The organism is Leptolyngbya sp. FACHB-1624 (genome assembly GCF_047649235.1).
Lineage (GTDB): Bacteria > Cyanobacteriota > Cyanobacteriia > Leptolyngbyales > Leptolyngbyaceae > Leptolyngbya > Leptolyngbya boryana.
Window position 1 is genome coordinate 2,776,710 of record NZ_CP180258.1, and the last position, 15,775, is coordinate 2,792,484.

The 15,775-nt window shown below is 45.9% G+C and carries 9 protein-coding genes; 3 read left to right on the forward strand and 6 right to left on the reverse strand.

Features of this window, described 5'->3' with window-relative positions:
• Positions 1-2 precede the first annotated feature (2 nt).
• From ACMUEV_RS12885 to ACMUEV_RS12900, 4 genes are all read right to left on the reverse strand, one after another.
• Positions 3-2,222 (reverse strand): GumC family protein, encoded by a 2,220-nt coding sequence (locus tag ACMUEV_RS12885; protein ID WP_199326392.1) that lies wholly within the window; start codon positions 2,220-2,222, stop codon positions 3-5.
• A gap of 308 nt (positions 2,223-2,530) precedes the next feature.
• The gene (locus ACMUEV_RS12890) at positions 2,531-3,292 is read right to left on the reverse strand and encodes a WecB/TagA/CpsF family glycosyltransferase (protein WP_017288689.1); all 762 of its coding nucleotides are present in this window, start codon (positions 3,290-3,292) and stop codon (positions 2,531-2,533) included.
• A 1,653-nt stretch (positions 3,293-4,945) separates the two neighbouring features.
• Positions 4,946-5,590, reverse strand: coding sequence for a serine O-acetyltransferase (locus ACMUEV_RS12895; protein ID WP_225885690.1), 645 nt, complete (start codon positions 5,588-5,590; stop codon positions 4,946-4,948).
• A gap of 24 nt (positions 5,591-5,614) precedes the next feature.
• Positions 5,615-6,889, reverse strand: a complete 1,275-nt coding sequence (locus ACMUEV_RS12900) for a glycosyltransferase family 4 protein (protein WP_242044510.1) — start codon at positions 6,887-6,889, stop codon at positions 5,615-5,617.
• A gap of 441 nt (positions 6,890-7,330) precedes the next feature.
• On the opposite strand from ACMUEV_RS12900, the gene ACMUEV_RS12905 reads away from it, so the two are divergent.
• Positions 7,331-8,338 carry a glycosyltransferase gene (locus ACMUEV_RS12905; RefSeq protein ID WP_017288685.1) on the forward strand — a complete coding sequence of 336 codons (1,008 nt, stop codon included), beginning with the start codon at positions 7,331-7,333 and terminating at the stop codon, positions 8,336-8,338.
• A gap of 123 nt (positions 8,339-8,461) precedes the next feature.
• On the opposite strand, the gene ACMUEV_RS12910 is transcribed toward ACMUEV_RS12905, so the two are convergent.
• Positions 8,462-9,751, reverse strand: coding sequence for an O-antigen ligase family protein (locus ACMUEV_RS12910; protein ID WP_190651953.1), 1,290 nt, complete (start codon positions 9,749-9,751; stop codon positions 8,462-8,464).
• Positions 9,752-10,331: 580 nt separating this feature from the next.
• Here ACMUEV_RS12910 and ACMUEV_RS12915 point away from each other — a divergent pair.
• Positions 10,332-11,984 (forward strand): GMC family oxidoreductase, encoded by a 1,653-nt coding sequence (locus ACMUEV_RS12915; RefSeq protein ID WP_347277610.1) that lies wholly within the window; start codon positions 10,332-10,334, stop codon positions 11,982-11,984.
• Between the two features lie 103 nt (positions 11,985-12,087).
• On the opposite strand, the gene sat is transcribed toward ACMUEV_RS12915, so the two are convergent.
• On the reverse strand, positions 12,088-13,251 hold the full coding sequence (gene sat, locus ACMUEV_RS12920; RefSeq protein ID WP_190651951.1) for a sulfate adenylyltransferase: 1,164 nt from the start codon (positions 13,249-13,251) through the stop codon (positions 12,088-12,090).
• A gap of 793 nt (positions 13,252-14,044) precedes the next feature.
• Here sat and ACMUEV_RS12925 point away from each other — a divergent pair.
• Positions 14,045-15,748, forward strand: coding sequence for a DUF4435 domain-containing protein (locus ACMUEV_RS12925; RefSeq protein WP_190651950.1), 1,704 nt, complete (start codon positions 14,045-14,047; stop codon positions 15,746-15,748).
• Positions 15,749-15,775: the final 27 nt, after the last annotated feature.

Below are 15,775 nucleotides of genomic sequence, written 5' to 3' on the forward strand. Positions count from 1 at the left end.
GACTATTTTGTCAGTAACGAACGGACTGAACGAGCACCTTCTCCCCGTTCCGAAACCTGCTCACGCGGGCTGGTGTAGTAGAAGTAGCTGTCCGGCTCATAACGCACATTGACTCCATTCGCAACTAGGCCTAGAATATTTGGCTCAGAGCGATCGAGTAAAGATTTAGCAGCAGAGATGCTGCCAGCATCAGCTACGCCTGGACGAACTGTGATCAAGACGCCATCCGCCATTTTGCCTAGGACAGCCGCATCTGCAGTTCCCGCTAGGGGTGGCGTATCAAACAGGACGTAATCATAATCCTTAGCAATCGTTTCTAACAAGGTCGTCATTGCTTCAGAATCCAAAATTGCCAGGGGATTCGGTGGCATGACACCCGCAGTCAGAATCGAAAGATTGTTCGTAATCGGCTTGACTGCTTGGCGCAGTTCGCTCTGATCGACAACCACGTTACTCAACCCAACCGAGTTGACAATGCCCCACAAGTGATGCTGCGAGGGATTTCGCATATCGGCATCGACGAGCAAGACTTTGCGACCCGACTGTGCCATCGTAGCGGCTAAGTTCGCTGCTACTTCAGACTTACCTTCACGGGGTACCGCACTGCTGATTACGATCGTCTTCACTTTCTTGTCGAGACTCATAAACTTCAGATTGGCTTGCAGCATCTGATAAGCTTCATGAATCATCGATCGCGGTGAAGTCATTGCAATCACCCGTGGCGAAATGTCATCGGCACTCGGCGAAACGATCGTTGGCGTATCACTGGTTTCAAACTTCGGAACTAACCCCAACATTGTGTAGCCGTATTGCGCTTCGGCTTCTTTGACCGTCTTCAGCGACTTGTCCATCATGTCTCTAAAGAATGCTGCCGCAACTCCCAAGAGCAAGCCGATCATTGTGCCTGCGGCTAAGAGAATCAACCGCATCCGTCCGGTTGGCTGTGTCGGAACAAGCGCGTTTTGTAGCACACGGGCGTTGCCAACTTGCTGATTTCTTGCAACTTGAATTTCTTGCAAGCGGCTTGTGAGATTCTCATAAGCCTTCTGTGCTAAGTCTTGCTTACGCTCTAATTCGCTTTGCTGTTTCACTAATGTTGGGGTTGCTGCCATGCGGCTGCGGAAGCTTGACTGCAATCCAGCAAGCGTTCCTACACGGCCCTCTAACCCTAATTTTTGCGACTGCAGAGTGGCTAGGCTCTCTGCTAATTTCCGCTTGATATCGCCGACTTGTAGCGCACCAGGAGCAACTTGCACACTTGCTCCGACTGCTTCGCTCACCCGAGATTGCAGTAGTGCATTCAAGTCTTGCTCTTGTTGCTGCAAGGTCTGAATTTGCGGAGTGGTGCTCTTGAAGCGAGCTTGCTCAGTGACCAAACGAGTTTGGACTTGTTGCAATTGGCTCAAGGCTTCTTGAACTCCAGGCGACTGGCTGAGTGAAGCGAGATCGATTGCTTGCCCTGTCTCTAACCCTAACTGATCGCGCACGACTTGCTCTTGACGGGCGACATCTGCTAACTGCGATCGCGCTTGGTTGAGCTGATCTTGTAGGAGCGAGAGCGAATTAATATTTGCAGCGGATTCGCGTTCTAAATCTACAATCTGATTTTGAGTTCTAAATAGGCGTAACTCTTCAGAGGCTTTTTGCAACTCTGCTTCCGCTCGCGGCAGTTGGCTTTCAATAAAGCGACCTGCTTTATTTGCTTCTTCTTGGTTTGTCTTCAGATTATTGTCGATGTAAGCCTTCATGATCTGGTTGACCACGTTTGCTGCCATCTCTGCGTCATTATCGCTGTACTTCAAGTTGAGAATGTCCGTTGTTGGCACTGCCTCAACCTTGAGCTGCTTGCTGAGTTCCTCGGGATCCATCGGACGACCCTTGGAGTTTTTCAACTGCAAAGTATCGATCACACGCTGCAAGATCGGATACGACGTAACGACAACCGCTTGCGTGTCAAGCGGGTTACCCTCGCGCTTGAGCGATTCCAGTGTCCCGACTTTTTCACCGACTCCGGTTAAAGAGGTCGTGCGGTTTGACTGAACTAAGAGTCGCCCGTTTGCTTCAAAGCTAGGACGTTGCATCGAAGTAGCTAGCCCAACCAGCCCAACGGTTGCTGCAAGAACAGTAGCAGCAGTTAACCAACGGCGTTTCAGGATAAGCCAATAGTTTTGAAGATCGAAGTCTTCAGAATATTGCTTGGTCTCCATTTTCATGCTTGTCATAAAGGGGAATTGAGGAATGAGGGACTCATAACCTGGGGAACATAGGAAGCCGAAAACTGATGGCGCTGAGAATGATTTGAGAAGCAAACAGGATTCGGTTGAGATGCAAGCCTGAAAATATTCGGCTTTGAGTTCAGTCAACCGATACGACTTTGAGCGCAGCTTTTTAAGTACAGTTTCGCTAGATGGTATCGCGTTCGGATCACCTTGTCAGCCTTTCTCCCATAACTATGCCATAACTTAGCCTTCAAAAAGGTGAGATTAAGGATTTGATATAGAAAATATGCTGAAATGCATCCGTAGTCTCCCTAGATTGTTTTCATTAATGATCGTGATTTTTTATGCGATGCAGTGGTCGGTTCGGATGCCCAGGGGTTTTGATAATTGCGAAAGCGCTGCTGAAGAATCAGCCAGAAGAACGGCAGGTCGTGAACGAGATACCGTTTCCAAAGTCGCTTCGGTTCACACAGAATCCGGAACAACCATTCCAGTCCTACATCACTCATCCAGCGAGGAGAACGCTGGATTGTGCCAGCTTCAAAATCGATCGTCGCCCCAATCGCGAGAAAGGTTTTGACATTCGGAAGCTGATCTTTATAGTTTGTGAGCCAGAGTTCCTGTTTCGGTGCGCCAACCCCGATCGCTAACACGGTTGCGCCAGAACGATTGATCAGGTCAATGATGGCTTGGCACTCTGCTTCGTTTCGCTCGAAACCGAAAGAAGGAGAATGAGCCGCAACAACCATGTTGCGACCAACCTTGTCGTTAATTCGAGTTCGGGCAACCTCTGCAATGCCAGGAGCCGCCCCAAGAAGGAAAATTTTGACGCTGGGGTCGTTTTGATAGTACGTGTAGAAAGCTGGAAACAGATCAGAGCCAGAGATTTTTTCTTGCACCGGGGTTCCTAAAAAATAGGAGGCATATACTAACACACGACTATCACAGACTTTGAAATCCGCCCCTTGATAGGCACGGTAGAATTCATAGTCATGCTGTAACTTCATGAGATGATCCACATTGGGTGTAAAGACTGTCCCGCCAAGCCGCAGCTTTTCGAGTAGCTCAATCATCGTGAGGTTGTGGATTCCAATGTTAAGAAGGTGAACCTGTCTCATTACTTTGCCCGAAAGATCTCTACTACGGCTTGCCCAATGGAGAGCTAGAGCCTGTGCACCGAAATATCTGTCCCAGTTGGGAGACATATTTCGGTGATCTGCTGATTTGCACCCGCATCAAGTTGAAAAAACAACACACAAGAAGCCCAGCTGATTCAGAAGTTATTTTGAGCAGTTGCCCTATCGAACTCCGAGGCGGCTCTGTATGTAATCTAAGTGGCTTTCTGAAGGTGCGTCTACTCGCTTTACTGAATCTTCACGCGACTATTAAGGGATTATTCGGTTAGGGAACCGTGGAACTACGGAACATGTTTCTAATGAATCTGTGAAGTTGTTAATCATCTGTTACACAAAGACAACACACGAAGCGCTCTAAAAGTTTTGCTGCGCCTGATCGTATTGAGCTAAGCGGTTTAGGGAGAAGCTATCTTCTAATTTGGAACAACATACTTCAATCAATTGAACGATTAACAACAAATTCATTAGCAGAACTTTTCTATGAATTTGATACAAAATAGGCTCAAGATTTAGCGATCTCACCAATAGAGATTTTGATAATTTCTCATCATATTACTGGATAAAATCTGACATAAATCCATGAAACTACCTGTCTATTTATTAACAGGCCTGCTTTTGAAATATCACAAGACTTAGATTCTAAACACCTGATTTACTAATTTAGACGTATATAGACTTCTAGTCCAACGAAGATGATATGCATTTACGCCATCACTACATGAACTATTTTATCGCTCTAATGATTTGAGACTAGGTTTTTTAGGGCGTTACCAATTTACAAAAGAATGGATTTACGTTGTTCTCAACTAGAAGTCTTTCAGCGTGGGCGCAAGTTGCGCTGTTATAAAACAAACAGAATTATATTGAAATATATCTAAGATCGTCAATTTTCAGCTTAAATAAAACCTGAATCTTATCAACGCTATTTTTTAGGCATGTATCATTTATTCTCAAGGAATAGTCTAGCTTGCAATACCAGAATATCTTGTAAGCAGAATTGGTGCATTATGATAATTTAGCGATGCTTTAGGGCTAATTTTATCAATGTCAGAACTGGGCATTTGAACCCATTTTACGAGCGCTCTATCGTAGATTACGTGAATGCACTGAACAATGTCTTTTTCGCTCTAAAAGTCCAGATTTTCTTCATTGATGCTTTACGAAGACTTGCCGCACTCTAGGCTAGGCTATGGTCTGGCATACCCAACTACATGAGCAACTCAATTCGATTGAGAACTTTCTATCTCCTTGGATATAGGCAGAGTTTTTTCAACGAGAGTATGGAGCTATAGCAATGCTTTTTCGGCTGGATCGCTTGGGGAGTGCTCGATCTAGAATCACACGATCGAGCTTCCTTTCAACAGTTCAGGTTGCAGTAGTGAATTCTAGGCTTGGCAGTATGATGGGCTACTTAGACGTTGCTACTTCCCGTGGAAATTTGTAGATCTGACCGAGATCGATAAGAACCAGCAGACTATATGACTTCAGAGAGAAGACGTGATCGCTTCGCAAAACAAAGCCCCCTAATAGGCGCGGCTGAATCACCTGTTAGGGGGTTATATTGCTATATATTAATATGCTTATGTAGGGTTATTTAGTAATGGGAGCAGCAGGAGCAGCCATCGCTGCTTCTAGGTTCAACACATCATCAGATGTCCCTACGGGAACAGCTTTTGGCTTAAGGATTTTGGCAGGAATCCCAATGGCAGTTTCTCCAGCTCCAATATCTTTGAGAACTACTGCATTGGCTCCAATACAAGCATCATCTCCAATCACAACCTTTCCTAAAATCTTCGCCCCTGCTCCGACATTTACCCGATTTCCCAGCTTCGGGGCTTCGTAGGCGCGATCCAGATAACGATTGCCTAAGGTACAGCCTTGGCGAATAATGCAGTCATCTCCAATTTCACAATTTCCATGAATGACGATCGCACTTTGATGCTCGATCACCACTCTTCGCCCTAGCTTGGCACTGTAAGGTAACTCAATGCCGTAATGGTTGCGAACTTTGCGAAAGAGCATACGGTAGAGCACACTCAGCGGAGCACGCAAGGCAAGAGGCTGAATTTGCATTCTCCAAACCCCGAAACGGTAAACGGCAACGGCTCGAAATCCGGGTTTTGTCCAGTCACGCCCATGGGCATTCCAGTCTTCGACAATTTGTTGCCACAAGGTTAGGGAGTCGGGTGCATTGCTCATGGATTGAGGCTCTTGTCTAAGGGTAGGGTGAGTCATTGAGAAGAAACGATCGAGAGGAAACTATTGAGAAGATTGCACAAGTGGAACAATCAGATCACGGGTTTCAGTCAAACCCGTTTCTACAGCAGGCTTTGCAGTCATATCTTTAAAGAGATTGGCAAGCTTCTGCGCCTCGATCGCCACATCGTGCTGCTCCAGCACTCGTGCTGCTCCAGTTTGCCCCATTTGAGCTAGGACTTCGGCAGGAAGTTCGATCGCAGTTTTAATTGCAGCGGTGAGTTCTGCGATAGAGCCTGCAGGAACTAGCCAACCGCAATCATTCGGGATGACCAATTCAGGAATGCCTGCGATATAGGTACTAATCACAGGTCTGTGTAAGGCGAGTGCTTCCATTAAGGCAACAGGTAGCCCTTCTGCAAAACTCGGAAGAACTAAAGCACGCGAAGCGAGAATGTGTTCGCGCACTGTTTCGCCACTTGCCCACCCCGTAATTTCGACGTGATCTTGAAGGTTTCCTTCAGCGATCAAAGCTTCAATTTGAGGACGTAAGGGACCATCTCCTACAAGCACTAGCTTAATTGCAATGCCTGCAGCCACGATCGGCTTAATCGCTTCAACTAAAAGCAGTTGCCCTTTCGCTTCACAGAGTCGTCCGACACAGACGATTTTGGGTTCTGAAGGAATAGGAGTGGCGTCTGTGAAGAAAGAACGATCGACTCCACAATGCACAACTTGAATCTTGTCCCATTGCGATTGATCGCACCAGCGATAAAGCTGGCTTCTGCTAAATGAACTCACCGTTGCGACGAAAGAGGAACGCTGAACCTTTTCGACGATCGATAAAGACTGAATCATGTCGAATTCTTCAGGTCCGTGGATTGTGAAGCTGTAGGTTGGACCACCTAGGGCAGTGCACAGCATCGCAACGGTCGTTGAATTCGTGCCGAAATGGGCATGGATATGATGAATACCGTCTGCTTGAAACCAGTCGTTTAGAACACAAGCTTCAGCCAAATAAATCAAATGGCGTAAGACTCCGCGATCGGAGCGTCGCCCAAATTTTACAGCGAGCTTAAGTGCCTGGAGAACTTGATGAGGACGAGTGACGATTGCGGCCGCCAGACTCTTCAATAATATAAATCCACCGCTCTCTAAAACTGTGCGGGTGAGCGCCAGTTCTTTTTGATCTTCGTCATCTACGAGTTCTGCATGACAGGAGCGGATGGCATACCGACCGACCGAAATACCGCTAGCTTCGACTCCGTGAATCTCACGCCGAATGAAACTGTGACTGACTTTCGGATACTGATTCACCAGATATGCAATTTTAGTCATATCATTTTTCATAAGACTTCAGAGTGCAACTTACGGATAGGAAATTAGTCTCAGTATAAGAACGGAGCATATTTTCACAATTCTTTGAGCTTACTCTTTTTCATTCTTTGCTGGAAGTCATGGAATTGTGAAGGAGCGATGAAAATATTGAACCACGCCATGGAATAGCACTGAAACGCTGCGAATGTGATCTAGGTCTACCGATAAGATTGATTCATCTGTTCATGGTTAAAAGGTTCTAATCACGATTACTGTAAATGCAAATATAATTTTTTTGAAGATAATTTACTGTCATCCTAATTACATACCGCAACGATTGATGGATGGGGCGATTTATAGATAGAGCAGCAATCTATCAAATCCTAAAAGTTATAGATTGTTACTCGTGACTGTGCAGGGCTTGTAATCATTAACTTGGACAAAGTTGAGCGACTTAAGATCATGTTGGAAAAAATTGGGGTAGTCGCGATCGGCAGAAATGAAGGAGATCGACTGGTGCGATGTCTGAAATCCTTGGTCGCCCAAATGCCAACCGGAACATTGATCGTCTATGTGGATTCAGGATCAACCGATGGCAGCGTTGCATTTGCGGAGTCGCTTGGAGTTCAGGTTGTCAATTTGGATTTATCGATTCCGTTTACGATGGCGCGGGGGCGAAATGCTGGATTCCGGCATCTGGTCGCCCAGGTTCCAGATCTCAAATATGTGCAATTCATTGATGGCGATTGCGAACTCGTTGAAGGATGGATCGAGACTGCGATCGCGGCATTCGCGAGTGACGCAACATTCGCGATCGTGTGTGGACGACGGCGAGAGCGATTTCCAGAGCGATCTGTCTATAACCGTTTAGCTGACATGGAGTGGAATACGCCTGTGGGAGAAGCAGAAGCCTGTGGAGGCGATGCTTTGATACGGGTCGAAGCGATCCAAGCTGTGGGCGGATATAACGAAACCCTGATCGCAGGTGAAGAGCCTGAGATGTGTGTGCGCTTGCGGAAATTGGGCTGGAAGATTCAGCGAATCGATGCCGAAATGACGCGACATGATGCCGCTATGCTGGAATTTCGGCAGTGGTGGAAGCGTTCAGTTCGTGGCGGTTGGGCAATGGCAGCGTGGACAGATTTACATGGCGCGCCACCTGAACGGTATATGGTGCGCGAAAATCGCAAGCACTGGGGCTGGGTCATGGGACTGCCGCTAGTTGCAATTGGGCTAGCGTATTTTACGTCAGGGCTAAGCTTGCTCGCGTTTTTGGGCTATCCGTTGCTGTGCTGGAAAATCTATCGCTATCGTCTGAGTCGGGGAGATTCGGCATCTGATGCGCGATCGTATGCAGGATTTTGTGTGTTAGGAAAATTTCCTGAATCGATTGGACAGTTTAACTATTGGTCAACTAAGCTACGTGGTCAACAAGCTAAGTTGATCGAGTATAAAGAGCCTGCGATTTAAGCAAAGTGTGAACTGCGATCGCGCTTTGGAACAGACTAAAATCATCGAATTGAACGTTAGATCAAAACAGCGCGGCTCTATCCATGGATGGAGCCGCGCTGTTGCAAGAGAGGCGATCCGTCCTCAAGTCTGAGACTCAGAGAACTGTCGCAACTGTGAAACTTCTGGAACTCGTTCACGTTCATCCTCAAACGCTGGCACTTTCTGCTTCACCGTCAGAATGGTAGCAACAAACAAAACCCAGTAGATATTTGCCAACCGCAACATGTAGCTCTCGGTGACATTATTTAGCGCTAGAAAGGTCAAAAAGCCCAAAGCCCAAAGATGCTCTGGATGCTTAGACCCATACGCTTTCATCAGAGCCATCACAAACCCAATCACATAGCAGATTAAAAACAGCGCTAATCCAACCAAACCAACATCTAGAGCGACTTCAATAAACCCATTGTGAGCGTGAGGTGCATTAAAGCTCTGGGATAGATAATAACCAATCGCCTTTGGATACGGGCTTTCAGGCGACCAGAACGCACTGCGACCAAAGCCGAACCAAGGGCGATCCCACAAGCGATCAAGCGCAACTGACCAAATGTAGGTTCGTCCCGTCAACGTTGGATCTCTTCCAAATGCTTTGAGCAACTCAGTCCAATTCGATAAGATCCCAACCACAGTCGAACCTAAGACTAAAACTCCCAAACTTCCAAGCACGATCGATTTTCTCCCTTGCCATCGGAAGTTTCGATAAAATGTCATCATGGCTAACATCGCGACACCCAAAAGCAAAGCCGTTCTGGAGGTCGAGAGCAGAATCAGTGCAGTTGCTCCAGCAATCCCAATCCATTTGAGCCAGCGATCGCGCGGATGTTCAATCGGCAGCGCGAAGAACGACACCATTGCGATCACCATCATGCTGCCAAAGGTGTTTTTGTAGTCGTAAATCCCTTTCCACGCCCCAGGGTGATCGACAAGATGTTTTCCAATCGAGGGTACGCCCAAGGCAAGCGCAGCACTTGCTAGTCCTCCGATCGCAAATGTCATCGCGTAAAGTTTCACCTGCTGAGTCAGTGAAAACCGAGTAGCGATGTACAGCCCAAAGGTAGTCATTTGGAGCACTTCTCGATTGGCGAGGAGCGTCCATTGGGGAAAGTCTGACCAGGCAAAAGAAAAAAGAACGAGTCCGATAAAGAGCCACAATATCCAATCTCGCTTCACTGTGATGATGGCGCGCTTGGCATTGAGCATCACTAGTAAGGTACTCACTAACCAGATGAAGTACCGTATGGCGGTCATCACAATCACTGGAACAGGACCAGATGTGGTTCCATCCTCACTGCCTCCCAAGGCAAGACCGCCTGTAAAGAAGGTTAAGCCGAAGATGACGAAACAGGTTTCAGCAAACAGAAGCAGCTTTTTCACGTCTCAGTCTATGGATTGAATGCAATATCTCGATCGAGACCTGCAATGAGTTTAAAGGGTCTTGCTCCTCAAAATCACATTCGACACCCGAAATCCGGAGAATCTTGACACTGCCTTACCAATTATGAGGAATTCAACAACCGTAAAACTCCGGAGTTTGATCACCGAAAAATCTGATAAAAACCTTTCACAGTAGTAATTTCAATGATCAGCACAAGCTAACTTTACACAAATTAAACATTCTTTGGTGCAAACCTAATGATCCCGGGTTTTTACATAGATTTTCTGCAAAGTTGATCGGAGTTTACAGAATCAACTTGTCCCCTAGCGTATATTCTACGTGTTCTTCCGCGCCGATCTTGAGAGCAAACTTGTGCTTTAAAGAACAAAAAGGAACAGTCGGATTGATGGGCATTTCCCGAGATGTTCATCTTCGTCTTTTCTATACGGAATGAATAGTGCTACTCACTTTATCTTTAGGTGCATTGAAGTAATTTTCGCAACATCGTTGTGAAGAAAGCTTTGCTCTATCGGAGTGAGTGTGATTGAAAGGATTCGATTTGGCAACGGAGTAGTTAGTGTGAACGTCAGTGACCTCAGAGCTTTGAAAGATAATCTGGTTATCGAAACTGATCTATGTATTGTGGGAAGTGGTCCAGCAGGACTCTCAATCGCGAAAGAGTTTGTAGGAACGAATGTTAAAGTTGTGATTTTAGAAAGCGGGGGCAAGTCAGAAGAACCTGAAACGCAAGCGCTGTATGAAATTGAAAATATTGGTGCGCCGCGCCAACTCAATCAAGATGTAATCCGCTCTCGAATTTTGGGCGGATCGTCTCATATTTGGACAGGTCGGGTGGCACCGTTTGATGAATTAGATTTTAAGGAACGATCGTGGGTTCCTTACTCAGGTTGGTCAATCTCTCGTCGTAGCCTCGATCCTTATTTAGTCCGAGGCGGCGAGAATCTGGGGATTGGTCCTCACTGTTATGATGAGCGGCTTTGGGAAAGATTTAGAGTCAATCGCCCTGCTTCGCTGAATACATCAAAGGTGCAGCCTGTGTTCTGGCAGTTTAGCAAACACGTGACAAACCGCCATGAACCAATGCGATTTGGACAAGACTTTATGCCGGAGGGCGCGCCTAATATCCAGTTGATTCTGCACGCGAATGTCACGCATCTCAATACGAATCAAGCTGGAACGAAACTGGAATCGGTTGAAGTTTCGACACTAGAAGGCAAAAAAGCCTGTGTGAAAGCTCGAGCGATCGTGCTTGCCTGTGGTGGAGTCGAAAATGCCCGGCTCATGTTGGCATCGAATCGGATTGTGCCGCATGGCGTTGGTAATCAAAACGATCTCGTTGGGCGCTTCTTAATGGATCATCCAGGCTGTGTGTTGGGCAGTTTTGACCCAGACTCGGCACAGGAGGTGCGCAATCGCTTTGGGCATTACTGGCTAGATGATGCGAAAGGACGGCATGTGTATCTGCATGGCATTGCCTTAAGCCACAAATTGCAAGAGAAAGAGCAGTTACTCAACTGTGCAGCCTATCTTGAAACGGTAGCCTCTGAAGATGATGCTTGGAACACGTTAAAAGACTTGAAGACCCGCTTGAAAGAAGGAAAAATTTCGCTCAAGTCTTACCAAACGGCTTTGAACGTCCTGACTCGTTCCCCTGAGATTGGACATGGGTTGTATCGCCGCTACATGAAGCATCGCCCCACGATTAACAAGGCAGAAAAAGTGGAATTGTTCTGTCATGTTGAGCAGCGTCCTGATCCCGATAGCCGCGTGATGTTGTCGGATAAAGTCGATCGCTTAGGTATGCCGATTTCCAAACTGAACTGGAAAATTAGCGAGCAAGAGCGGCAATCGGTTCGACGCTTAGCGCATTTAATTTGTGATGAATTCGATCGCTTAGGTCTACCGAAGCCAACTCTGTCGGCTTGGTTGGATCAAAAAGAAGGATGGGAGTCGAACTTTAGCGATCGCGCTCATCCGACGGGCACAACGCGCATGTCAGATGATCCCACTCAAGGCGTGGTCGATTCTAATTGCCAAGTTCATGGCGTAGAAGGACTGTTCATTGCAGGTAGCTCTGTTTTCCCAACGGCGGGCTATGCTAATCCGACGCTGATGATTGTTGGTATGTCGCTGCGGTTAGCCGATTGGTTGAAGTTTAACTACTTACCAAGAGCACAGAGAGCGATCAAGCTAGAACAGAGCGTAGTGTAGAACGCAATCATTCGCAAATTCTGCTTCTACCCGAGGCAGAATGTCTTGCTAAAAAAAGAGACGTTGCGATCGCAACGTCTCTTTCTTGATGATGAATATGTGATTAGACCTTCATTGCCTTCGCTAATTCTGCTGCAACTTCAGGACGTGAGAATTCAGGCGGCGGTAACTCACCCCGACGCAGCATTTCTCTCACTTTCGTTCCCGACAAGTGAATGCGTTCTTCTGGCAAGCTCGGGCTAGTCTTAGTCGTTGCCATCCCTTGCGTCCGAGTGCAGTAAAACGCATGTTCAAATTTCAGAGGCTGAATGCCCAATGCATCTGGCTCAAACTCATCAAAGATGTATTGAGCGTCGTATGTACCGTAGTAGTCGCCGACCCCTGCATGATCTCGTCCCACAATAAAATGGGTACAGCCATAGTTTTTCCGAACGAGCGCGTGGAAAATGGCTTCGCGAGGTCCGGCATAGCGCATGGCTGCGGGATTGATGGCGAGAATGACTCGATCGTTGGGGAAGTAATGCTCCAACATGATTTCGTAGCAGCGCATCCGAATGTCTGCAGAGATGTCATCTTCTTTCGTTGCACCGACCAATGGATGCAAGAACAATCCATCTACTGTTTCCAAGGCGCACTTGATGATGTATTCATGCGCTCGGTGAATTGGATTGCGAGTTTGGAATCCAACTACTGTTTTCCATCCTTTTTCTCGGAATGCAGCCCGTGACACGGCTGGATCAATCTGATAGGACGGAAATAACGGGTGCGGATCACGCTCTAATAACCAGACTTCGCCTGCCAAATTGACATTGCCCTGAGCATAAACGACGGCAACTCCAGGATGCTTTTCTTCATCGGTGCGGTAAACCTTTACGGCTTCGCGCGCTTTGTCATAGGTGTATTTTTCGCTCAACTGCAATACGCCGATATAGCGTCCAGTCGAGTCATCTAAGCGCACTAAGCTGCCTTCTTGTAGCGGTGCAGCAACTTCTTCAGTCACCGAAAGTGTGACTGGAATCGACCAGGGTAACCCATTGGCAAGGTGCATTTCTTCGACCACACGATCGTAATCGGCTTTGCCCATAAATCCGGTCAAAGGGCTAAATCCACCGATCGCGATCAGTTGTAGATCAGAGACTGCTCGTTCGTCTAATTGAACACGAGGCAGGAATTCAGCTTTTGAGAGGAATTCTTCGCGCTGAGCGCCAGTAACAATGCGGTTAATTAATTCTCCGCCGTGCGGTGCGATGCCGTCAGGGTGACTCATGGTATGGAAATTAAAGGGTTTAAATTTCCGCTTTTCACATCGGAAAAGTGGTCTTTATTAAAGTTAGCAGGATGTGTGCCGATTTTGTAATATCACTGTTCAGAAAAATAGAACTGCAATCTAGTCAGCTTTTCATTCTGCGAAAGAAGATTTTGATCTCATCGAAACCAATTCAGTTGGCTGACTTTTTCGATCGGCAAGGGTAGGGCATTCAAGCTATCTATTCAAGTTCCAAGGCGCTCATATGCATAGCGTGCCTGAAACTCAATTCCTTTAAGCTTAAGTAGAACCACTTTTTCGACAAGCAATTGTTACTTAACAAATGCTGTGAACGTTTTCTGCTGATGGGATACAAGGTCGCATTATCTATCCTAGTAAGTTCTACATCAAGCTCATAGTAGTAGCAATAGCTGGGGTATAAATTTGATCTTCAATCAGCTAGCGATGCTTTTTGCGATTACGATCGCTGAACTCGGAAAACTTCCGCCGCTCGAATGACTTTTTGCAGGAGTGAAACGCTCAAAGATTGTATCCTAGGCAAACGAAGGCCTGCTTCTTCGAGAAGAAATACTTAAATCGTTCGTCTAATTTGCTGCCAATTGCTATCATGCGAAACATCAGTCAATCTAATGTTCTAAAAACCAGAATTAGGCGGAAACCTTGATATCGTTAGTGACCCTTCGAGTTGCATATCAGGCAGAGAAAATACGCTACAGTAAATTAATACTTACGTGATCTCTATGATCTGTTGTTTTTGATGCTTAAATTAGCAGAAGCCTAGCTGAATAAACGTATGCAATTAGATGTAACGTCCAAGAAGCGGAGTCTTACTCTACCACCCTCATCCTCCAGCCCACAGGCTTCAAGTGGAATAGTAGAAACTCAATCGAGTGTTGTCATTGTTGGAGCTAACGGTACAGGGAAGACGCGTCTTGGATCGTGGATTGATTTAAGTTCGCCACAAAAATCTTTAGTACATAGGGTTGGAGCGCAAAAATCCCTTCTAATACCAGCTTCCACTACTACATCCTCTATTGATATGGCTGCAAATACTCTTTTGTACGGCTATTATCAACCCGGCATGTCTTTAGAGCAGTTAGAAGCCTATAAGCCTGGTCATAGATGGCAATCTAAACCAAATACTCATCTCCAAAATGATTTTGAGCAACTGCTTACCTATTTGTTCACAAAAGAATTTGAAGAGAGTACAAAATATCGTCAGCAGGTTAAGACTCAAGGAGTTTCAGGGAAGCCTCCAGAGACGCACCTTGACATAATTAAGCGCATCTGGGAACTTACTTTACCACATCGTGAGCTTACTATTGGTGCTGGAAAAATTGAAGCAAATTCCAGATATGGGGAGAGAAATCCGTACCACGCATCTGAAATGAGTGATGGTGAAAGGGTCATCTTTTACTTAATTGGACAATGCCTTGCAGCTAAACAAAATGGAATAATAGTGATTGACGAGCCAGAAATTCATATTCATAGAGCTTTACAAAACCGTCTCTGGGATGCGATCGAAGCAGAAAGGGAAGATTGTCTTTTTGTGTACTTGACTCATGATTTAGATTTTGCTGTATCGCGCTTAGGTGCTACTAAAATTTGGCTCAAGAGCTATGAGGATAATCAGTGGGATTGGCATTTAATAATTGAAGATGAAGATATTCCAGAGCGTCTTCTTCTAGAAATTCTTGGAAGTAGAAAGCCTATTTTATTTGTTGAGGGTGATCGAAGCAGCTTAGATTATTTCTTGTTTTCGCACTTTTTCAAGAATTTTACTGTGACTCCATGCGGTGGACATGAACAAGTAATTCGTTCAACCTGTTCATTCTCCCAGCTTAGCAACCTTCATAACCTTGAGTGCAAAGGCATAATTGATAGAGACTTTAGAACGGATGAGCAAGTTGAATACTTAAAGCAGAGGAATATATTTTGCCTTAATACCTCAGAAATTGAGAACTTGCTTCTTTCGCAAGATGTCCTAAGTTGCGTAGCACAAGATCTTAGAAGAACAGACAAAGAAGTAGATAGTCTACTTAAAAAAGTTCAACAGTTAGTATTTAACCGAATGAGTGAAGAAAGAGACCGTCTTATTTCATCAATTGTTGCAGCCCGTATCGAAGCGAATTTTGCTACGTTTAACGCCAAAGCCTCTGGTCAGGAAGCACTTACCAAAGCCTTAAGTGATGTCGCCAATGGAATCGATGTTCCGTCTTTATATAGTGAGGTTGCTAGCTTGGTGGATGATATTGTACTTAGTCAGAACTACTCTGATGCGCTGAGATTGTATAACAATAAGGGGCTTTTGCCTCAAGCAGCTAGTTTGTTTGGACTCATGGCTAACAAAAATAACAACGAGCTAGTGAATCACATAAAACGGTTGGTCAAGAGCAGAGACAACAGCATGATTTTAGAAGCATTTCAGAAAGCAGCTCCTGAACTGGTTAGTCTTGGTTTTGTTTTAGACACTCCAGTGGCTACAAACTCTGCCTAACAAGCGTGCTTCACTGAAGCATCCCAA

Coding starts and splice junctions, on each gene's coding strand:
- ACMUEV_RS12885 (WP_199326392.1), bottom strand. CDS start 2,222: ATGACAAGCATGAAAATGGAGACCAAGCAATATTCTGAAGACTTCGAT.
- ACMUEV_RS12890 (WP_017288689.1), bottom strand. CDS start 3,292: ATGATTGAGCTACTCGAAAAGCTGCGGCTTGGCGGGACAGTCTTTACA.
- ACMUEV_RS12895 (WP_225885690.1), bottom strand. CDS start 5,590: ATGACTCACCCTACCCTTAGACAAGAGCCTCAATCCATGAGCAATGCA.
- ACMUEV_RS12900 (WP_242044510.1), bottom strand. CDS start 6,889: ATGACTAAAATTGCATATCTGGTGAATCAGTATCCGAAAGTCAGTCAC.
- ACMUEV_RS12905 (WP_017288685.1), top strand. CDS start 7,331: ATGTTGGAAAAAATTGGGGTAGTCGCGATCGGCAGAAATGAAGGAGAT.
- sat (WP_190651951.1), bottom strand. CDS start 13,251: ATGAGTCACCCTGACGGCATCGCACCGCACGGCGGAGAATTAATTAAC.
- ACMUEV_RS12925 (WP_190651950.1), top strand. CDS start 14,045: ATGCAATTAGATGTAACGTCCAAGAAGCGGAGTCTTACTCTACCACCC.